Origin of the sequence: Hydrogenophaga intermedia (assembly GCF_000723405.1) — a bacterium.
In the GTDB taxonomy this organism is placed as follows: domain Bacteria; phylum Pseudomonadota; class Gammaproteobacteria; order Burkholderiales; family Burkholderiaceae_C; genus Hydrogenophaga; species Hydrogenophaga intermedia.
Genome location: NZ_CCAE010000036.1, coordinates 1 through 20,052 on the forward strand (window position 1 = coordinate 1; position 20,052 = coordinate 20,052).

Annotated in this window: 20 protein-coding genes; 16 read left to right on the top strand and 4 right to left on the bottom strand. The window is 68.7% G+C overall.

The genetic code is table 11. The annotated features are described in order from the left end of the window. Nucleotides 1–2 precede the first annotated feature (2 nt). From BN948_RS17730 to BN948_RS17760, 7 genes are read left to right on the top strand one after another with little or no spacing between them, the layout of a single operon-like run. Entirely contained in the window at nt 3–1,148 is a 1,146-nt protein-coding gene (locus tag BN948_RS17730; protein WP_035623036.1) for a Re/Si-specific NAD(P)(+) transhydrogenase subunit alpha, read from the top strand. Next, nucleotides 1,145–1,519, top strand: a complete 375-nt coding sequence (gene panD, locus BN948_RS17735) for an aspartate 1-decarboxylase (RefSeq protein ID WP_009516299.1) — start codon at nt 1,145–1,147, stop codon at nt 1,517–1,519. Before BN948_RS17730 ends, panD begins: the two co-directional genes overlap by 4 nt. A gap of 9 nt (nt 1,520–1,528) precedes the next feature. Beyond that, complete coding sequence (locus BN948_RS17740; RefSeq protein ID WP_009516297.1) at nt 1,529–1,852, top strand: NAD(P) transhydrogenase subunit alpha part 2; 324 nt, start codon at nt 1,529–1,531, stop codon at nt 1,850–1,852. After that, entirely contained in the window at nt 1,849–3,270 is a 1,422-nt protein-coding gene (locus BN948_RS17745; RefSeq protein ID WP_009516295.1) for an NAD(P)(+) transhydrogenase (Re/Si-specific) subunit beta, read from the top strand. Before BN948_RS17740 ends, BN948_RS17745 begins: the two co-directional genes overlap by 4 nt. A 10-nt stretch (nt 3,271–3,280) precedes the next feature. Next, nucleotides 3,281–4,093: an FkbM family methyltransferase gene (locus BN948_RS17750; RefSeq protein ID WP_035623038.1), complete on the top strand. Its 813-nt coding sequence runs from the start codon at nt 3,281–3,283 to the stop codon at nt 4,091–4,093. A gap of 35 nt (nt 4,094–4,128) precedes the next feature. Further along, nucleotides 4,129–5,814, top strand: coding sequence for a long-chain-fatty-acid--CoA ligase (locus BN948_RS17755; RefSeq protein WP_009516282.1), 1,686 nt, complete (start codon nt 4,129–4,131; stop codon nt 5,812–5,814). Between the two features lie 15 nt (nt 5,815–5,829). Further along, nucleotides 5,830–6,582, top strand: a complete 753-nt coding sequence (locus BN948_RS17760; RefSeq protein WP_009516281.1) for a 5'-methylthioadenosine/adenosylhomocysteine nucleosidase — start codon at nt 5,830–5,832, stop codon at nt 6,580–6,582. Here the strand turns inward: BN948_RS17760 and corA are convergent. The 3 genes from corA to BN948_RS17775 all read right to left on the bottom strand — a co-directional run bounded on the left by corA (nt 6,574) and on the right by BN948_RS17775 (nt 10,819). After that, nucleotides 6,574–7,560: a magnesium/cobalt transporter CorA gene (gene corA, locus BN948_RS17765; protein ID WP_009516280.1), complete on the bottom strand. Its 987-nt coding sequence runs from the start codon at nt 7,558–7,560 to the stop codon at nt 6,574–6,576. The genes BN948_RS17760 and corA overlap by 9 nt on opposite strands. 194 nt (nt 7,561–7,754) lie before the next feature. Further along, nucleotides 7,755–9,005 carry a patatin-like phospholipase family protein gene (locus BN948_RS17770; protein WP_009516279.1) on the bottom strand — a complete coding sequence of 417 codons (1,251 nt, stop codon included), beginning with the start codon at nt 9,003–9,005 and terminating at the stop codon, nt 7,755–7,757. Between the two features lie 41 nt (nt 9,006–9,046). After that, on the bottom strand, nt 9,047–10,819 hold the full coding sequence (locus BN948_RS17775) for an ATP-binding response regulator (protein ID WP_051756206.1): 1,773 nt from the start codon (nt 10,817–10,819) through the stop codon (nt 9,047–9,049). Nucleotides 10,820–10,897: 78 nt separating this feature from the next. Here BN948_RS17775 and BN948_RS17780 point away from each other — a divergent pair, with 78 nt between their 5' ends. The 4 genes from BN948_RS17780 (at nt 10,898) to hprK (ending at nt 14,205) form a co-directional block, all read left to right on the top strand. Then, a complete protein-coding gene (locus BN948_RS17780; RefSeq protein WP_009516277.1) occupies nt 10,898–12,127 on the top strand; it encodes an MFS transporter in 1,230 nt (409 codons plus the stop codon). 170 nt (nt 12,128–12,297) lie between these two features. After that, a complete protein-coding gene (hpf, locus tag BN948_RS17785; RefSeq protein WP_009516276.1) occupies nt 12,298–12,627 on the top strand; it encodes a ribosome hibernation-promoting factor, HPF/YfiA family in 330 nt (109 codons plus the stop codon). Nucleotides 12,628–12,770: 143 nt separating this feature from the next. Further along, nucleotides 12,771–13,241, top strand: coding sequence for a PTS sugar transporter subunit IIA (locus BN948_RS17790; protein WP_009516275.1), 471 nt, complete (start codon nt 12,771–12,773; stop codon nt 13,239–13,241). Nucleotides 13,242–13,254: 13 nt separating this feature from the next. Continuing rightward, a complete protein-coding gene (hprK, locus tag BN948_RS17795) occupies nt 13,255–14,205 on the top strand; it encodes an HPr(Ser) kinase/phosphatase (RefSeq protein ID WP_009516274.1) in 951 nt (316 codons plus the stop codon). A 99-nt stretch (nt 14,206–14,304) separates the two neighbouring features. Here the strand turns inward: hprK and fur are convergent, their stop codons facing one another. Then, nucleotides 14,305–14,754 carry a ferric iron uptake transcriptional regulator gene (gene fur, locus BN948_RS17800; protein ID WP_009516273.1) on the bottom strand — a complete coding sequence of 150 codons (450 nt, stop codon included), beginning with the start codon at nt 14,752–14,754 and terminating at the stop codon, nt 14,305–14,307. Between the two features lie 99 nt (nt 14,755–14,853). Here fur and BN948_RS17805 point away from each other — a divergent pair, with 99 nt between their 5' ends. From BN948_RS17805 to leuS, 5 genes are all read left to right on the top strand, one after another. Next, entirely contained in the window at nt 14,854–15,393 is a 540-nt protein-coding gene (locus tag BN948_RS17805; protein ID WP_009516272.1) for an outer membrane protein assembly factor BamE, read from the top strand. Then, nucleotides 15,390–16,211: a 4-hydroxy-tetrahydrodipicolinate reductase gene (dapB, locus tag BN948_RS17810; RefSeq protein ID WP_009516271.1), complete on the top strand. Its 822-nt coding sequence runs from the start codon at nt 15,390–15,392 to the stop codon at nt 16,209–16,211. The genes BN948_RS17805 and dapB overlap by 4 nt, the downstream gene beginning before the upstream one ends. A gap of 1 nt (nt 16,212) precedes the next feature. After that, entirely contained in the window at nt 16,213–16,863 is a 651-nt protein-coding gene (locus BN948_RS17815; RefSeq protein WP_009516270.1) for a MotA/TolQ/ExbB proton channel family protein, read from the top strand. Beyond that, on the top strand, nt 16,860–17,288 hold the full coding sequence (locus BN948_RS17820) for an ExbD/TolR family protein (protein ID WP_009516269.1): 429 nt from the start codon (nt 16,860–16,862) through the stop codon (nt 17,286–17,288). The genes BN948_RS17815 and BN948_RS17820 overlap by 4 nt, the downstream gene beginning before the upstream one ends. Nucleotides 17,289–17,373: 85 nt before the next feature. After that, nucleotides 17,374–20,052 carry a leucine--tRNA ligase gene (gene leuS, locus BN948_RS17825; protein WP_009516268.1) on the top strand — a complete coding sequence of 893 codons (2,679 nt, stop codon included), beginning with the start codon at nt 17,374–17,376 and terminating at the stop codon, nt 20,050–20,052.

The following is a 20,052-nucleotide window of genomic DNA, read 5'->3' on the forward strand; positions in this document are numbered from 1 at the left end:
CCATGCTCATAGGCGTACCCGCCGAAACACTGGCGGGCGAGACCCGTGTGGCCGTCACGCCCGAGACGGCGAAGAAGCTGGTGGCCCAAGGCCACGTGGTGCGCGTGCAGGCCGGTGCCGGCCTGGCGGCCAGCGCCACCGACGCCGCGTACGAGGCGGCCGGCGCGCAGATCACCGACGCCGCCGGCGCCCTGGGTGCCGACCTGGTGCTCAAGGTGCGCAGCCCCCAGGCCAGCGAACTGCCCTTGATGAAGGCCGGCGCCACCCTCGTCGGCATGCTCAACCCCTTCGACGCCGAGGGCCTGCAGGCCCTGGCCGCGGCCGGGCTCACCAGCTTCGCGCTGGAAGCCGCGCCGCGCACCACGCGCGCGCAGAGCATGGACGTGCTCTCCTCGCAGGCCAACATCGCCGGCTACAAGGCCGTGATGCTCGCGGCCAACGCCTACCCCAAGTTCTTCCCCATGCTCATGACGGCCGCCGGCACCGTGAAGGCCGCGCGCGTGGTCATCCTCGGCGTGGGCGTGGCCGGCCTGCAGGCCATCGCCACGGCCAAGCGCCTGGGCGCGGTCATCGAGGCTTCCGACGTGCGCCCCAGCGTGAAGGAGCAGATCGAGTCGCTGGGTGGCAAGTTCATCGACGTGCCCTACGAGACGGCCGAGGAGAAGGAAGCGGCCGAGGGCGTGGGCGGTTATGCCAAGCCCATGCCGCCGAGCTGGCTGCAGCGCCAGGCCGCCGAGGTGGCCAAGCGCGTGGCGCTGGCCGACGTGGTGATCTCCACCGCGCTGATCCCGGGGCGCGCGGCGCCCACGCTGATCACCGAAGAGATGGTCAAGAGCATGAAGCCGGGCTCGGTGATCGTGGACATCGCGGCGGGCAAGGGGCCTGTCCGCGCCGATGGGGGCGTGGGCGGCAACTGCCCGCTCACCGAAGCGGACCAGACTGTCGTCAAGCACGGCGTAACGATCATCGGCGAGACCAACCTGCCCGCGCGGGTGGCGGCCGATGCCTCCGCGCTGTACGCGCGAAACGTGCTCGACTTCCTCAAGCTCGTGCTGCCCAAGGATGCGGCGGCCGTGCAGGTGCCGATGGACGACGACATCGTGGTCGCCTGCCTGATGACCCAAGCCGGCGAGGTCAAGCGCAAATGAGCGACACCGCCAGCCGCGTGATGCTGCGCGCCAAGCTGCACCGCGCCACCGTGACCGAGGCCGACCTGCACTACGAAGGCTCCTGCGGCATCGACGAAGACCTGCTGGACGCGGCCGACATGCGCGAGTTCGAGAAGATCGAGCTCTACAACGTCAACAACGGCGAGCGCTTCTCCACCTACATCATCAAGGCGGCGCGCGGCTCGGGCGCCATCTCGCTCAACGGTGCGGCCGCGCGCAAGGCGCACGTGGGCGACCTGCTCATCATCTGCACCTACTCGCCCGTGGCCGACAGCGCGGTGCCGACCTGGAAGCCGCGCGTGGTGTTGCTGGGTGAAGGCAACCGCATCAACGAGATCAAGAAAACCTAGGAGCCGCCCATGGACGCCGTCTCTCCGACCCTCATCAACCTGATCATCTTCGTGCTGGCCATCTACGTGGGCTACCACGTGGTGTGGACGGTGACGCCCGCGCTGCACACGCCCCTGATGGCGGTGACCAACGCCATCTCGGCCATCGTGATCGTGGGCGCCATGCTGGCCGCCGCGCTCACCGAGACACCGCTGGGCAAGACCATGGGCGTGCTGGCCGTGGCGCTGGCGGCGGTCAACGTCTTCGGCGGCTTCCTCGTCACGCGGCGCATGCTGGAGATGTTCAAGAAGAAAGAGAAGAAGGCGCCGCTCGCCGAGGGGAGCGCCAAATGAGCATGAACCTCGTCGTCCTGTTGTATCTCGTCGCCTCGGTCTGCTTCATCCAGGCCCTGAAGGGCCTCTCCCACCCCACCACCTCCATCCGCGGCAACGTCTTCGGCATGACGGGCATGGCCATCGCCGTGCTCACCACCGCCGCGCTGATCGTCGAACTCTCGGGCGGCAAGGCCCAGGGCATGGTCTACGTGCTGGGCGGCCTGGTGGTCGGCGGCGGCGTGGGCGCCTACATGGCCAAGAAGGTCGAGATGACCAAGATGCCCGAGCTGGTGGCCTTCATGCACAGCATGATCGGCCTGGCCGCGGTGTGCATCGCCGTGGCCGTGGTGGCCGAGCCCTGGGCTTTCGGCATCGTGACCCGTGGCGAAGGCATCCCCGGCGGCAACCGCATCGAACTGGCCCTGGGTGCCTTCATCGGCGCGGTCACCTTCAGCGGCTCGGTCATCGCCTTCGGCAAGCTCAGCGGCAAATACAAGTTCCGCCTGTTCCAGGGCGCGCCCGTCACCTTCGCCGGCCAGCACAAGCTCAACCTGGTGCTGGGCCTGGCCACGGCCTTCTTCGTCTTCGGCTTCTGGCACTCGCAGAGCTGGATCGACATCGTGCTGGTCATCGCCCTGGGCTTCATCCTGGGCGTGCTCATCATCATCCCCATCGGCGGGGCGGACATGCCGGTGGTGGTGTCCATGCTCAACAGCTACTCGGGCTGGGCGGCCGCGGGCATCGGCTTCAGCCTGAACAACCCCATGTTGATCATCGCGGGCTCGCTGGTGGGCAGCTCGGGCGCGATCCTGAGCTACATCATGTGCAAGGCCATGAACCGCTCGTTCATCAGCGTGATCCTGGGCGGCTTCGGCGGCGAGGCCGGCGCGGCGGCCACCAGCGGCGTGCAGCGCACGGCCAAGAGCGGCAGCGCCGACGACGTGGCCTTCATCCTGGGCAACGCCGAGACGGTGGTGATCGTGCCCGGCTACGGCCTGGCGGTGGCGCGTGCGCAGCACGCGGTGAAGGAGCTCGCGCACAAGCTGGGCGAGAAGGGCATCACCGTGAAGTACGCCATCCACCCGGTGGCCGGGCGCATGCCGGGGCACATGAACGTGCTGCTGGCCGAGGCGGAGGTGCCCTATGACCAGGTGTTCGAGATGGAAGACATCAATGGCGAGTTCGGCCAGGCCGACGTGGCCATCGTGCTGGGCGCCAACGACGTGGTGAACCCGCTGGCGCTGCAAAAGGGCAGCCCCATCTACGGCATGCCGATCCTGGAGGCCTACAAGGCCAAGACCGTGATCGTGAACAAGCGCTCCATGGCCGCGGGCTACGCGGGTCTGGACAACGAGCTGTTCTACATGGACAAGACCATGATGGTCTTCGGCGACGCCAAGAAGGTGGTGGAGGACATCACCAAGGCGGTGGAGTGAGGGCCTCCTTGTGAGCCGTCGCCCGCTCGGCGAGCGTTTGCGCAAGGCCTGGGACGATCCCCGGGCCGTGGGCGTGAAGCTGCTGCAGGGGGCCATCGACAGCCTGCGGGGTTACTCCTACGACTTCGACAAGAACGGCGAACGCCGCCTGCTGGAGGTGCTGTCCGCCCTGCCGGTGAACACGGTGTTCGACGTCGGCGCCAACGTGGGCGACTGGTCGCTGGCGGCGGCGCGGGCGCTGCCGGCGGCCGACATCCACTGCTTCGAACTCTCGCCGCGCACCTTCGAGACCCTGAGCGCACGCGTGCAGGGGCCGCGCTTTCACCTCAACAACTGCGGCATGGGCCGCGAGAGCGGCAGCGTTGGCTTCAAGGACTATGGAGAGAACTCCACGGTCAACACCCTCCTGACCACCGCCACCTACCACGACGCCCGCCTGAGCGCTGTCACCTCCACGGCGCGCATCGTCAGCGGCGACGACTATTGTCGCGAGCGTGGCATCCAGGCCATCGACCTGCTCAAGATCGACGTGGAAGGCGCCGACCATTGGGTGCTCGAAGGCTTCACGCCGCAGTTGCGCGCGAAGGCCATCCGCGTGGTGCAGTTCGAGTACGGCTACACGCATGGCGACGCGAAGTTCCTCATGCGCGACTTCCACGAGCTGTTCGCGGGCCACGGCTACAGTGTGGGCCGGCTCTCGCGCCGCGGCGTGGCGTTCGCGCCCTGGAACTACAAGATGAACGACTTTCGCTCCGGCCCCAATTACGTGGCCGTGCGGCAGAACGACGCCGAGATCCTCCGACTGCTCGAACGCTTCCACTGACAAGATCCCAGATCTGCTGACACAGGAGACATCGCATGCCGACCGCCACCGCCGACCGCCCCTGGCTCGCCGCCTATCCCGAGGGGGTGCCCGCCGACATCGACGTGAACCAGTACCCCTCGCTGGTGCACCTGATGGAGGAGAGCTTCCACCGCTTCGGCGATCGCACCGCCTACAGCTTCATGGGCAAGGACGTGAGCTTCGCGCAGACCGACGCGCTGTCGCAGGCCTTCGCGGCTTACCTGCAAGGCCTGGGCCTGGTGAAGGGCGACCGCGTGGCGATCATGATGCCCAACGTGCCGCAATACCCGGCGGTGGTTGCAGGCATCCTGCGCGCGGGGCTGGTGGTGGTCAACGTCAACCCGCTCTACACCGCGCGCGAGCTGGAGCATCAGCTCAAGGACTCGGGGTCCAAGGCCATCGTCATCATCGAGAACTTCGCGCACACGCTGGAGCAGTGCATCGCAGCCACGCCGGTCAAGCACGTGGTGCTCGCCGCCATGGGGGACCTGCTCGGCTTCCTCAAGGGTGGCCTCGTCAACTACGTGGTGCGCAAGGTCAAGAAGATGGTCCCGCCCTTCAACCTGCCGCAGGCGGTGCGCTTCAATGACGCCATCGCGCGCGGCTCGCGTGGCTCGTTCAAGAAGCCCGAGATCCGCGCCGACGACATGGCAGTGCTGCAGTACACCGGCGGCACCACTGGCGTCAGCAAGGGGGCCGTGCTCCTGCACCGCAACATCGTCGCCAACGTGCTGCAGTCCGAGGCCTGGAACGACCCGGTGATGCAAAAAGTGCCGGCCGGCGAGCAGCCCACCTGCGTGTGCGCGCTGCCGCTGTACCACATCTTCGCGTTCACCGTGAACATGATGCTGAGCCTGCGCGTGGGCGGCAAGACCATCCTCATCCCCAACCCGCGCGACTTGCCCGCGGTCCTGAAGGAACTGAGCAAGCACCGCTTCCACAGCTTCCCCGCGGTGAATACGCTGTTCAATGGCCTGGCCAACCACCCCGACTTCAACACCGTGGACTGGAGCCACCTGAAGGTCTCCGTGGGCGGTGGCATGGCCGTGCAAGGCGCGGTGGCCAAGCGCTGGCTCGAAAAAACCGGTTGCCCGATCTGCGAGGGCTACGGCCTGTCCGAGACCAGTCCCTCGGCCACGTGCAACCCCACCACCAGTACCGAGTACACCGGCACCATCGGCGTGCCGCTGCCGAACACACGCCTGAAGTGCCTGGACGACGACGGCAACGAGGTGCCCCTGGGCCAGCCCGGCGAGATCGCCATCCACGGCCCGCAGGTGATGGCGGGCTACTGGCAGCGCCCCGATGAGACCGCCAAGGTCATGACGCCCGACGGCTACTTCAAGAGCGGCGACATCGGCATCATGGACGCGCGCGGCTACTTCAAGATCGTGGACCGCAAGAAGGACATGGTGCTGGTCAGCGGTTTCAACGTCTACCCGAACGAGGTGGAGGACGTGGTGGCGCAACTGGCCGGCGTGCTGGAGTGCGCGGTGGTGGGCGTGCCCGACGAGAAGACCGGCGAGGCCGTGAAGCTCGTGATCGTGAAGAAGGACCCGGCGCTCACCGAGGAGCAGGTGCGCGAGTACTGCCGCGCCAACCTCACGGGTTACAAGCAGCCGCGCGTGATCGAGTTCCGCACCGAACTGCCCAAGACGCCCGTGGGCAAGATCCTGCGCCGCGAGCTGCGCGACAAGTGAGGAACTGAGGCGCCCATGACGCTCGCGCTGGTCAGCGCCATGCCCGAGGAGCTGCAGGCCGTGCTGGACCTGCTGCCCGACGAGCAGCGCATCAGCCTGGGCGGGCGCAGCTACTGGCAGGGCCATCTGCACGGGCAGACCGTGGTGGCCGTCCTCTCGGGCATCGGCAAGGTCGCCGCGGCCACCACCACCGCGCTGCTGATCCAGCGCTTTCGCGTGAGCCGCGTGCTGATGACAGGCGTGGCGGGTGGCATCGGCCCGGGCGTGAAGGTGGGCGACGTGGTGGTGGCGAGCGAGCTGCTGCAACACGACCTGGACGCCTCGCCGATCTTTCCGCGCCACGAGGTGCCGGGATACGGCCTCTCGCGCTTCAAGACCGACGCCGCCCTCAGCGGCCAACTGGCGCGCGCCTGCGAGGCCACGGTGCGCGAGGCGGCGGCCACGCTGGGCGCCGAAGCGATCGAGACCTTCGGCCTGCAATCGTCGCGCGTGCACCGCGGCCTGTTGGTCACGGGCGACCGCTTCGTCTCGCGCACCACCGAGAGCGAGGCCCTGCAGCGCGAACTGCCCGACGCCCTGGCGGTGGACATGGAGAGCGCGGCCGTGGCCCAGGTGTGCGCCGACTTCGGCGTGCCGCTGGCGGTGGTGCGCACCATCTCCGACCGGGCCGACGACGCGGCCCACGTGGACTTCCCGCGTTTCCTCACGCAAGTGGCCAGCCGCTACAGCGTGGCCATCGTCGAGCGCCTGCTCGGCGGCTCAGCGTAGCCAACCCCTTTTCCTGAAGTAGAGCATCGGCACCACGGCCGACAGCACCATCAGCCCGATCGCCAGCGGGTAGCCGAAGCGCCAGTTGAGCTCGGGCATGAACTGGAAGTTCATGCCGTAGCTGCTGGCCACCAGCGTGGGGGGCAGCAGCGACACACTCGCCACCGAGAAGATCTTGATGATCTTGTTCTGGTTGATGTTGATGAAGCCGACCGTGGCGTCCATCAGGAAGTTGATCTTGTCGAACAGGAAGGCGGTGTGGCCGTCAAGCGAGTCCAGGTCGCGCAGGATCTGGCGCGCGTCCTCGAACTGCTCGGCGCTCAGCAGCCGGCTGCGCATCATGAAGCTCACCGCGCGGCGCGTGTCCATCACGTTGCGGCGGATGCGGCCCGACATGTCTTCGTGCTGCGCGATGGCCGACAGAGCCTCGCCAAGGGCCGAGTCGCTGGCCTCGCTGGAGAGCACCTTGGCGCTGACGGTCTCGAGGTCGTCGTAGATGTTCTCCAGCGTGTCGGCGCAGTACTCGGCGTCAGCGTCGAACAGCATCAGCAGCACGTCCTTGGCGTCATCGATCAGGCCCGGCATGCGCCGCGCGCGCATGCGCAGCAGCCGGAACACGGGCACGTCCTCGTCGTGGATGGAGAACAGCACGCCGCGGCTCTTGAGCGTGTCGTTGTGCTCGTTGAGGATGAAGGCCACGCGCACCGCGCGCGGGTCCTCGTCATCGTCGATGAGGAAGTCGCTGCGCACGTGCAGCTCGCCGTTGTCTTCCTCGAAGAAGCGCGCGGACTCCTCGATGTCCTCGTCCATCGCGTCTTCCGGGATGGACAGGCCGAAGTGCTGCTTGACCCAGCGCCGCTCCTCGGGCGTGGGGTCTTCCAGGTCCACCCAGATGGGCTTGAACTGGGCGAGTTCCTCCAGGGACTCGATTTCTTCCTGGAAGAGGCGGCCGTTGGCCAGGGTGAAGACGTTGAGCATGGCGCGCTCCTGCGTGTCGATGGCGGTCTGGCGGTGGCCGGGTGATCCGGCCGGCGGGTTCGGTGGCGCTTTCAGCCAGCCGCCCGTCCAGGCCGCAGCGGCAAGGCGCTGCTCAGACGGTCGCGGAGAGGGCTGAAAGCACACGACTGGGGGGTGTGCTGTCCATCAAGGGCTCCGTGTGAAAACGGGAGCGATTATCGCACCGGGTCCGCGGCGGCGGTCGCGCCCGCAGGGGCGAGAAAGGCCTTCAATTCGTCCTGTCTTCGCCAGGCGTCGTGCTCGCCCAGAGCCATCAAGGCGTGCACGAATCCGGGCTCGAACAGCAAGTAGCTGGCCAGCGCGGCGGCGCTGGCGTTGGCGCCGCGCCGCGTGTCCAGCGCGCCCAGGCCGATGAGCGTGTGCCGCGTGGTCACGGGCAGCTCGTTGACGTGCTTGAGCGCGAGTTCGTCGAGCGACACGCTGGGCTGGATGGCCATCACCTCCACCGGGTGATAGGGCAGCAGGGTCGACACCTCCGGCGGCAGACGCGCGAGCGTCTGGCTCACGCGCAGGGTCTGCTCCACGTCGGCCTGCAGGGTGTCGTGGAACACGCTGGCCATGGCGTGGCCGGCGATGGTGCCGGCCGTGAGTTCGGCGGTGTCGTGCCGCCCGGTGAGGCCGGCGCGCTGCGGCTGGCCCACGCCGACGACGAGGATGCGGCGCGCGCCGAACTGGATGGCGGGCGACAGCGGCGAGAGCTGGCGCATGGAGCCGTCGCCGAAGTGCTCGCGGTGGCCGCTCACCCACAGCGGCACCGCGGGGAACAGAAAGGGGATGGCGCTGGAGGCCATCAGGTGCTCGATGGTGATGGGCTGGAACTCGGCGCGCCGGCCAGGCCGATGCCAGGCCGGCACGGTGCTGTCGGCGCGGGTCTGGCAGAAGGTCCAGTGCTCGCCCGTGGAGTAGCTCGAGGCGGTGACGCCCAGGGCGTCGATCGCGCCGCGCTCCAGCGCCGCCTCCAGCCCCTGCAGGTGGATGTGGCGGTGCAGGGTGTTCACCAGCGGCAGGGTGTCGAGCAGGGCGCGGTGGCGCTTGACCTGGCGCGTCAGCGTCCAGCCCGCCAACACCCGGCTGGCGCGCACCCAGGTGGGCGCCTCCAGCCGGTAAACGTGCTCGGAGCGCAGCTTGAGCCAGAACTCGCCGAGCGCGGGCAGCGCGGCCACTCCATCGCCCGCGCGGCAGGCCAGGAAGCTGGCGTTGAGCGCGCCGGCCGAGGTGCCGAACAGCCAACGAAACGGAAAGGCCGTGGCGCTGGCGGGCAGCATGGCGGCCACGGCCTTGAGCACGCCGGCCTGGTAGGCGGTGCGCGCGCCGCCACCCATGAGCACGAGGGCGCAGCCATCGGCCGGGGTGGCGCCCGGGTCGCGCAGCTGGATGCTGTGACTGAGGACGGTGTCGAGCGACATGCGGGTGGGCGTGATGGGTGTTGCCGAGGCCCGTGACGCTATCACGCCGGCCCGGGGCCGGTGGGCGTGGGGCTGCCGTCGATGAAGCGCAGCAGGCGCTCAGGGTCCACGGGCTTGTGCAGGCCCGTCACGCCTGCGGCGCAAATGGACGCGAGCGCCTCGGGTCCGGTGTCTCCCGTGACGACGGCCAGGCGGATCCGTGGGCCGAGCCGCTCGCGCAGGCACTCCGCGACCTGCAGGCCGTGCTCGTTGCTGGCCAGGTGCAGGTCGATCAGGGCGAGTTCGGGCACCGCGCCGGCGTCGAGGTGGGTCAGCACCTCGTCCAGGGTACCCGCCAGCAGCGGCTCGTGGCCCCAGCCGCGCAGCAGGTAGGACATGGCGGCAAGGATCTGCTCGTCGTTGTCCACCACCAGCACGCGGCGGCCTGGCCGGTGTCGAGCCGTCCCGGCCGGGCCACAGGCGTCCTGCGACGCGCCGGGATGGGCCAGCGGCAGCTCGATCGCGAACACCGATCCCCGGCCCGGACGCGAGCGCACGCGCAGCGGGCTGCCCAGCAGATCGGCCGAGCGCTTGACGATGGCCAGGCCCAGGCCGAAGCCGCGCGACTGACTGGCGTCGCGCTGGCCGCCTTCGGCCTGGAAGAATTCGTCGGTGATGCGCGGCAGGTCTTCGGCCGAAATGCCGATGCCACTGTCCCAGACCTCCAGCCGCACGCGATCGCCGCGGCGGCGCGCGGCCAGCAACACGCCGCCGCGCTCGGTGTAGCGCACCGCGTTGCTCGCCAGGTTGCTGAGGATGGTGTGCAGGATGGCGGGGTCGGTCTGCACCATCAGCGCGGCGTGGTCGCGCACGCGCAGCTTCAGGCCTTTGGCCAAGGCCTGCTGCGCCACCTCGTCGGACACCTTGTGCAGCAGCGCGTGCAGGCTCACCGGCTGCGGGCTGGGTTGCAGCGCCCCGGCGTCCAGCCGAGAGATGTCCAGCAGGCGGTTGAGCAACTGGGCCATGGTGTCCAGGGCGGCCTGCAGGCGCTCGGCGATGTTGCCCACCACGCGCGGGTTCATCGTGGCCTGGGTGGCGAGCGCCTTGAGCGCCGGCACGAACAGGCTCATGGCGTGGATGGGCTGGCGCAGGTCGTGACTGGCCGTGGCGAGAAAGCGCGTTTTGGCCAGACTGGCCGTGGCCGCGCGCTCGTTCTCCATCGTGAGCCGCGCCACCAGCGACTCGTTCTCGAAGCGCAGCCGCAGGGCGTCTTCGATCGCGCGGGCGATGCGCAGCGCGAACAGCTCGGTCATGAGGAGGTAAACCAGTGTGAGTGCGCCCAGCGTGATCAGTGAGCCCTGCCCCGACCACAGGCAGCGCGCAGCAAACGGCAGGACGCAGGGCAGCGCGAAGGCCAGGTGGGCGGGAAAGAACGGCCCCAGCGACTGCGTGGCACTCGACAGGATGGACATGAGCACGATGGCCACGATGGCCAGCATGAGCGGTGCATCGGGCGTGAAGAACAGCCAGGCCAGCGCGCCCCAGCACAGGCCTGCGACCGCGGAGGCGAGCACGAACGCGGGGGCCCAGCGCTCCGGTGTCTTGCTGGCCGCGCGGCGGAACCGGCGCAGCAAGCCCAGGCGCGCCGCGCACAGCAGCACCATGGCCACCAGCCAGCCGGCCACCGGCCAGGGCGCCTGCCCATGGGCCCACAGCAGCGCGCCCGTGCCCGTGGCCAGGATAAGCGTGCCCACGATCAACGCGGGCACGTTGTTCGCGAGCAGCCGAACCTGTTCGCCGCGCAAACGCTCGGCCGGCGCAAGGGAATGTTCCATCCGCACAAGCATAGGGGCGCCCCGGCGGGGGCAAGCGCGATCGGCGACACTCGGCCTCCCCGATTCGATCGCCGCTCCGTGACCACTCCCATCACGTTCAGTCCCTCGCGCGAACGCTGGCTGCTGCTGACCGTGGCGGGCATCCAGTTCACCCACATCCTCGACTTCATGATCATGATGCCGCTGGGGCCGCAGTTCACGCGGCTCTTCGGCATCAGCGACGCGCAGTTCGGGCTGCTCGTCTCGGCCTACACCCTGTCGGCCGGTGCCTCGGGTCTGCTGGCGGCCACCTACGTCGACCGCTTCGACCGCCGCACCCTGCTGCTCTGGCTCTACGCCCTGTTCGCGCTCGCCACGCTGGCCTGCGGCCTGGCACCGGGCTATGGCTTCCTCATGGGCGCGCGCATCGCGGCGGGCGTCTTCGGTGGCGTGCTCTCGGCGCTGGCACAGACCATCGTGGCCGACGTCGTCCCGTTCGAACGCCGTGGCCGTGCCATGGGCATCGTCATGTCGGCCTTCTCCTTCGCCACGGTGGCCGGCGTGCCGCTGGGCCTGTGGCTGGCCAGCGCGCTGGGGTGGCACGCCACCTTCATCGGCATCGCGCTGCTCTGCGGGGTGTTCCTGGTGGGCGCCACGCTCACCCTGCCACCGCTGCGCGGGCACCTGCAGGCTGGTGCGCCCGCCATCTGGCGCGGCCTGGTCGAGGTGCTGGCCGAGCGCAACCACTGGCGCGCCTTCGCCATGTCGGCGCTCATGATGTTCACCGGCTTCACGGTGATTCCCTTCATCACCATCTACATGCAGGCCAACGTGGGCCTGGGCGACGCCGACATCCCGTTCCTGTATCTGGTGGGCGGGGCGGTCACGCTGCTCACGGCGCGCTGGGTCGGCCGTTTGACCGACCGGCACGGCAAGGTGCCCACCTTCAGCCGGCTGGCCCTGCTGGTGGTGCTTCCCATCATGGCCACCACCCTCATGCCGCCGATTCCACTATGGGCGGTGCTGATCGTGTCCACCAGCTTCTTCGCCATCATGTCGGGCCGCATGATCCCCGGCATGGCCATCATCACCTCGGCCGCCGAGCCACGCCTGCGTGGCACGTTCATGGTGCTCAACGCCGCGGTGCAGTCGGCGGCCATGGGACTGGCCTCCCTCGTCGGTGGCCTCATCATCGCGCGCGACGCCGCCGGTCGGGTCGAGCACTACTGGGTGGCGGGCCTCATCGGCGTGGTGGCCAGCTTCGCCAGCATCGCCATGGCCCGGCGACTGCACCTGCACGGCGCACCCGGGCCGAGCCGTCAATCCTGAGCGGGTGCGAGCGCACTTGTTGACGCTGGTCAGATCGTCACGATTTCTGACGCTTTCGGCTTGCGTGGGCCGGGCATCGTCGGCATAGTGGGTCGCAAGCCATCCCGTGGTCGCCGGATGGTTTTGCCACCGGCGGCCTGTGTCAACCCGGAGCAAATGGAGGCTCTCTCATGAACCTGACGATCAACGGTCACGACCTCGAGGTCACCCCCGCGCTGCGCGGCTACGTCACCAGCAAGCTCGAACGTATTTCCCGGCATTTCGACCAGGTCGTCGACATCCGGGTGCTGTTGAAAGTGGACAACCTCAAGGAAAAAGACCTGCGACAACGCGCGGAATGCAACATCCACGTCAAGGGCCGCGACCTGTTCGCCGAGAGCGCCCATGCCGATCTGTACGCCGCCGTTGACGACCTCGCCGACAAGCTCGACCGCCAGGTGCTGCGTTACAAGACCAAGACGCAGGAGCACAACCACGAAGCCGTGAAACGCCTGATGTGAAAACGGTCACAACCCGCGCCGTTCGTGGGTTTGCGACCGTGCTGCACTGCAACAAGCCGCTTGAGTTGTCAAGCGGCTTTTTTGTCTTTTTCATCTAGGCGTGGGAGATCAGAAGCGCATAATTCGCGCCCGAAAGGGCCCCCATGAACCGACTGTCTGCCATATTGCCCGCCGCGCAGGTGCTCGTCCGCGTTGACGCCACCAGCAAGAAGCGCGCCTTCGAGGAAGCGGGCCTGTTGTTCGAAACCCTGCACGGCCTCAATCGCGCCCTCATCACCGACAGCCTGTTCGCGCGTGAGCGTCTGGGCTCCACCGGCCTGGGCCATGGCGTGGCCATTCCGCACGGTCGCATCAAAGGCCTGAAGCAGCCGCTGGCGGCGGTCTTCCAGCTCGACAGCGCCATCGGGTTCGACGCACCGGACGAGTTGCCCGTTCAGCTCATGATCTTCCTGCTGGTGCCCGAGGCGGCCACGCAGAAGCACCTGGAAATCCTGTCGGAAATCGCCGAGTTGCTCAGCGACAGCGCGTTGCGCGAGCGCATGAAGGGCTCGACGGACGCCGCCGCCCTGCACGGGCTGATTTCCAACTGGCAGTCGGCGCACGCCGCAGCCTGAACACCGTTTTCCATTGAAACCCACCGTCGTCAGCGCCGACGTCCTCTTCGAGGACCACCGGGACACGCTGAAGTGGCAGTGGATTGCCGGCCTGGGCGCCTCCGAGCGCCGCTTCGACGAAGTGGCGATCCGCGCGGCGCGTTCGGGCGCCGACCTGGTCGGCTACCTCAACTACATCCACCCCTACCGCCTGCAGGTCATCGGCGAGCGTGAGGTCGCCTACCTCACCAGCCCCAGCGTCGAAGACAACAAGCGCCGCGTGGCGCGCATCGTGACGCTGGAGCCGCCGGTGCTGGTGGTGGCCGACGACAAACCTGCGCCCGACGAGTTGCTCGCCATGTGCGAGCGCGCCCAGATCCCGATGTTCGCGACCCACGAGTCCGCGGCCTTCGTGATCGACGTGCTGCGCGCCTACCTGTCGCGCCACTTCGCCGACCGCGCCACCATGCACGGCGTGTTCATGGACATCCTCGGCATGGGGGTGCTGATCACCGGCGAATCGGGCCTGGGCAAGAGCGAACTGGGGCTGGAACTCATCTCGCGCGGCCACGGCCTGGTGGCCGACGACGCGGTGGACCTGTACCGCATCAACCAGACCAGCGTGGAAGGCCGCTGCCCCGAGCTGCTGCAGAACCTGCTCGAGGTGCGCGGCATCGGCCTGCTCGACATCAAGGCCATCTTTGGCGAGACGGCGGTGCGCCGCAAGATGCGGCTGCAGCTCATCGTGCACCTGGTGCGCCGCGAGACCATGGAGCGCGACTACGAGCGCATGCCCTACGAGCCGCTGTACCAGGATGTATTGGGTGTACCTGTTCGCAAGGCGGTGATCCAGGTGGTGGCGGGGCGCAACATCGCCGTGCTGGTCGAGGCCGCGGTGCGCAACACCATCCTGCAGCTGCGCGGTATCGACACCTATCAGGAATTCGTGCAGCGCCACCGCGCGGCGATGTCCCGCGACGAGTAAAAGGCCCCCACGCTCCGCCGCTGCGCGGGTCGCTGCCCCCCGAGGGGGCTGATCCGGCTTGGGGCGGCCCGGCGCCGGATCCGGCCGCGCGCGGCTGCTTTACTTGAGGTGACCGCCCCTGCCGGGCACGCGATGCGGGCAGTCGCCCTTGGTGCAGTTGGCGTAGAGCGACAGCGCGTGTTCCTGCAGCGCGAAACCGCGCGACTTGGCCACCATCTGCTGGCGTTTCTCGATCTCGGGGTCGAAGAACTCCTCGACGCGCCCGCAGTCCAGGCAGACCAGGTGGTCGTGGTGCTGGCCTTCGTTGAGTTCGTAGACGGCCTTGCCCGATTCGAAATTGCTGCGCGTGAGCAGACCGGCCTGTTCGAACTGCATCAGCACGCGGTAGACCGTGGCCAGGCCGATGTCGCTGCGCTCGTCGAGCAGCACGCGGAACACGTCCTCGGCGGTCATGTGGCGCTGCGTGGCATTCTGGAAGACCTCAAGGATCTTCAGGCGCGGCAGCGTGGCCTTCAGGCCGGTGCTCTTGAGGTCTTCGATGTTGGACATGGTGCTGGCGTCGGGCTCACTACAATGGCCGACCGATTATCGTCCGCCTTGCGCCGGCCGCGCCAGCGCAAGGCCAGCAGGCCCATCCGGGTTTTCGCCATGTTTCTCTTCAAGCTCCGAATCCCCCTCGCACCGGCGGTCCTGCTCGTCGCCGTGCTGGCGCTGGGCGGCTGCAGCACGGTGGCCAGCTGGGTCACGCCCTACAAGATCGACATCCTCCAAGGCAACGTGATCACCCGCGAGCAGGTCCAGGCGCTGCAGCCCGGCATGCCGCGCGAGCAGGTGCGCGACATCATGGGTTCGCCCCTGTTGGCCAGTGTGTTCCACGCCGACCGCTGGGACTACATCTTCACTCTGCAGCGCCAGGGCCAGGAGCCGCAGAGCCGCCGCGTGTCGGTGTTCTTCAAGGACGGCGTGCTGGCCCGCCACGAGGCCGACGACCTGCCGAGCGAAGCCGAGTTCGTGGCCTCGCTCGACGCGCGCCGCGGCCAGACGGGCAAGGTGCCCCCGCTGGAGGCCACCGAAGAGCAGCTCAAGAACTTCGCCGAACGCAACAAGCCGCAGGCCCCGCCGCTGCCCGCCAGCGCCGCGCCCGCGCCGTCCACCACCCAATTCCCGCCCCTGGAGCCCGCGCGATGAGCCATGTTGGCACCGGTCCCCGCGTCTGCGTCGCGGGCGCCAGCGGTCGCATGGGGCGCATGCTCATCGAGGCCGTGCAGGCCAGCGGTGATTGCGTGCTCGGTGGCGCGCTCGACATCGCCGCCAGTCCCGCCATCGGCCAGGACGCTGGCGCCTACGCTGGCCAGTCCACCGGCGTCATCATTACTGCCGACCTTGCCGAAGGCCTCAAGAGCAGCGACTGCCTGATCGACTTCACGCGCCCCGAGGGCACCATGGCCCACCTGCGCGCCTGCGTCGAGCACGGCGTGCAACTCGTCATCGGCACCACCGGCTTTTCCGATGAGCAGAAGGCCGAGATCGCCGAGGCCGCGAAGCGCATCGCCATCGTCATGGCGCCCAACATGAGCGTGGGCGTCAACGTCACGCTCAAGCTGCTGGAGATGGCGGCCAAGGCCCTGTCCACCGGTTACGACATCGAGATCATCGAGGCCCACCACCGCCACAAGGTGGACGCGCCCAGCGGCACCGCGCTCAGGATGGGTGAGGTCATCGCCGGCGCGCTGGGCCGCGACCTGAAGGACTGCGCGGTCTACGCGCGCGAAGGCGTCACCGGCGAGCGCGACCCGTCCAGCATCGGCTTCGCCACCATCCGCGGCGGCGACATCGTGGGCGACCACACCGTGCTGTTCGCCGGCACGGGCGAGCGCATCGAGATCACGCACAAGTCCGCCAGCCGCAGCACCTACGCGCAAGGCAGCCTGCGCGCGGTGCGCTTCCTCGCGGGCCGTCGCAACGGCCTGTTCGACATGTTCGACGTGCTGGGGCTGCGCACCTAGCATGTGGCAGGTGTTCCTCCAGGCCGACCCCTTCGGCCAGGCCATCGGAACCCTGCTGCTCACCATGTCCGTCGCCACCTGGGTGGTGATGATTTGGAAATATTGGCTGCTGCGCCGTGGCGCCCTGGCGCTGCCGCGCGCCACGGCGGCTTTCTGGCTCGCCCCGGACATCGACGAGGCCGAGCGCCGCCTGGCCCAGGCCGACACCGCCGCGCTCGCGCTGCCGCTGTTGCAGGCCGCGCGATCGCTCGACGCGGTGGACACCGCCAGCCTCGCGCGCCAGGGTGAGCGGGCGGCGCAGGTCACGCGCTTGCTGCGCGGTGCGCTGGATGGCCGCCGCGCGCACCTGCAGTTCGGCCAGACCCTGCTCGCCAGCGTGGCCGCCACCGCGCCCTTCGTGGGCCTGCTGGGCACGGTCTGGGGCGTGCACCACGCGCTGGCCGCGGTGGGCTTCGGCGATGGCTTCCAGATCGAGCGCGTGGCCGGCCCGGTGGGCGAGGCCCTGGTCATGACGGCCGCCGGCCTGGCCGTGGCCATTCCCGCCGTGCTGGGCCACAACGCGCTCGGCAGGCACATCGCGCGCCTGGAGGCCGAGCTCGAAGGCTTTGCGCACGACCTGCGCGAGTGGTTCGCGGCGGGGGCACATCCATGAGCTTCGGCCGCCTGCCTGCCGCGCAGCCAGCACGCGCCATCGGCGACATCAACGTCACGCCCCTGGTCGACGTGGTGCTGGTGTTACTGGTCATCTTCATCGTGGCCGCGCCGCTGATGGCCCGGCAGATGGCGCTGGAGCTGCCGCCGGCGAAGGCTGCCACGCCCGCGCCCACCGCGTCGCCCGTGGTCACGCTCGAGTTCGACGCCCGATCGGGCCTGCGCTGGAACGGCGAGCCCCTGCCCGAGGCGGCGCTGCCCGATCGCCTGCGCGAGGCCGCGCAACGCGACCCGGCGACCGAGCTGCAACTGCGCGCCGACGCATCCGCGCCCTACGGCCGGGTGCTCGCGCTCATCGGCGCCGCGCAGGCCGCGGGGCTGCGGCGCGTCGGTTTCACGGCCCGCCAGCCCGCTTCCCCGCGCTGACGGCGCGCCGCCGGGGCCCCGGCCTAAAATCCCCGCTCCCACGGGCGCGCCACGCCCGTCCGGCCCCCTGGTCTTCCCCGTCCCCATGCAAGACAAATACGCCCACCAAGACGTCGAGCGCGCCGCTCAGGCCCACTGGACCGCCCGCGACGCCTACCGCGTCACCGAAGACGCCGGCAAGAAGAAGTTCTACGCCTGCTCCATGCTGCCCTACCCCAGCGGCAAGCTGCACATGGGCCACGTGCGCAACTACACCATCAACGACATGCTCACGCGCCAGCTGCGCATGAAGGGCTACAACGTCCTCATGCCCATGGGCTGGGACGCCTTCGGCCTGCCGGCGGAGAACGCGGCCATCAAGAACCAGGTGCCGCCCGCGAAGTGGACCTACGACAACATTGCCTACATGAAGCGGCAGATGCAGGCCATGGGCCTGGCCATCGACTGGAGCCGCGAGGTCGCCACCTGCTCGCCCGACTACTACCACTGGAACCAGTGGCTGTTCCTCAAGATGCTCGAGAAGGGCATCGCCTACCGCAAGACCCAGGTGGTGAACTGGGACCCGGTGGACCAGACCGTGCTCGCCAACGAACAGGTCATCGACGGCCGCGGCTGGCGCACCGGCGCGCTGGTCGAGAAGCGCGAGATCCCGGGCTACTACCTCAACATCACCGCCTACGCGGGCGAGCTGCTCGACCACGTGCAGATCGGCAACCCCAAGGCCACGCTCAGCGGCTGGCCCGACAAGGTGCGCCTGATGCAGGAGAACTGGATCGGCAAGAGCGAGGGCCTGCGCTTCGCCTTCCCGCACCAGATCAAGGATTCGAGCGGCGCGCTCATCGGTGACGGCAAGCTCTACGTCTTCACCACGCGCGCCGACACCATCATGGGCGTCACCTTCTGCGCCGTGGCGCCGGAGCACCCGCTGGCCACGCACGCCGCCGCCAGCGATGCGAAGCTCGCCGCCTTCATCGAGGAGTGCAAGAAGGGCGGCACCACCGAGGCCGAGCTCGCGCTCAAAGAGAAGGAAGGCCTGCCCACGGGCCTGAGCGTCACGCACCCCATCACCGGCGAGTCCGTGCCCGTGTGGGTCGGCAACTACGTGCTCATGAGCTACGGCGACGGCGCCGTCATGGGCGTGCCCGCGCACGACGAGCGCGACTTCGCGTTCGCGAAGAAGTACGGCTTGGCCATCCAGCAGGTGGTCGCCGTCGAAGGCGAAACCTTCAGCACCGACGCCTGGGCCGAGTGGTACGGCGACAAGCAGCGCGGCGTCTGCGTCAACAGCGGCTTCATCGACGGCCTGGGCTATGCCGATGCGGTGAACAAGGTCGCCGAGGCCCTGGCCGCCAAGGGCCTGGGCGAGAAGAAGACCACCTGGCGCCTGCGCGACTGGGGCGTGAGCCGCCAGCGCTACTGGGGCACGCCCATTCCCATCATCCACTGCCCCGAACACGGCGCCGTGCCCGTGCCCGAGAAGGACCTGCCCGTGGTGCTGCCCGAGGACTGCGTGCCCGACGGCAGCGGCAACCCGCTCAATCACCACGAGGGCTTCCACGCGGGCGTGGTCTGCCCCGTGTGCGGCGCCAAGGCGCGGCGCGAAACCGACACCATGGACACCTTCGTGGACTCGTCCTGGTACTTCATGCGCTACTGCGACCCGACCAACCGCGAGCGCATGGTGGCCGACGGCACCGACTACTGGATGCCGATGGACCAGTACATCGGCGGCATCGAACACGCCATCCTGCACCTGCTCTACGCGCGCTTCTGGACGAAGGTCATGCGCGACCTGGGCCTGGTGAAGGTGGACGAGCCCTTCACCCACCTGCTCACCCAGGGCATGGTGCTCAACCACATCTACAGCCGCCGCAACGAGAAGGGTGGCAAGGAATACTTCTGGCCGCACGACGTGGACAACGTGCTCGACGAGGGCGGCAAGGTCATCGGCGCGAAGCTCAAGAACGCCGTGGGTGACCTGCCCGTGGGCGCGCCCATCGACTACGAGGGCGTGGGCACCATGTCCAAGTCCAAGAACAACGGCGTCGACCCACAGGACCTGATCGAGAAGTACGGTGCCGACACCGCGCGCCTGTACACCATGTTCACCGCGCCGCCCGAGGCCACGCTGGAGTGGAACGACGCGGCCGTGGAGGGCAGCTACCGCTTCCTGCGCCGCGTCTGGGGCTTCGGCCACAAGCGCCACGCGCTGGGGGCTCAGCAGGGCGTGCTGGCCGCCGGCGTGGGCCAGGCCAGCTTGTCCAAGGCCGCCAAGGCGCTGCGCCTGGAGGTGCACACCGTGCTCAAGCAGGTGGAGTACGACTACCAGCGCATGCAATACAACACCGTGGTGTCGGGCGCCATGAAGATGCTCAACGCGCTGGAGGGCTTCACGCCCGAGGGCGCGGGCGACGAGGCCGCCGCCGCCGAGGGCTTCGGCATCCTGCTGCGCTGCCTGTACCCGGCCACGCCGCACATTGCGCACACGCTGTGGAGCGAGTTGGGCTACGCCGCGCAAGGCGGCGAATTGCTCGACGCCCCCTGGCCGCAAGTCGACGAGGCCGCGCTGCAGCGCGACGAGATCGAACTCGTGCTGCAGATCAACGGCAAGCTGCGCGGCAGCGTCACCGTGCCCGCCAGCGCCGACAAGGCCGCCATCGAGGCCGCCGCGCTCGCCAGCGAGGCGTTCATCAAGCAGGCCGCCGGCGCCGCGCCCAAGAAGGTGGTGGTGGTGCCCGGTCGTCTCGTCAACGTGGTGGTGTGA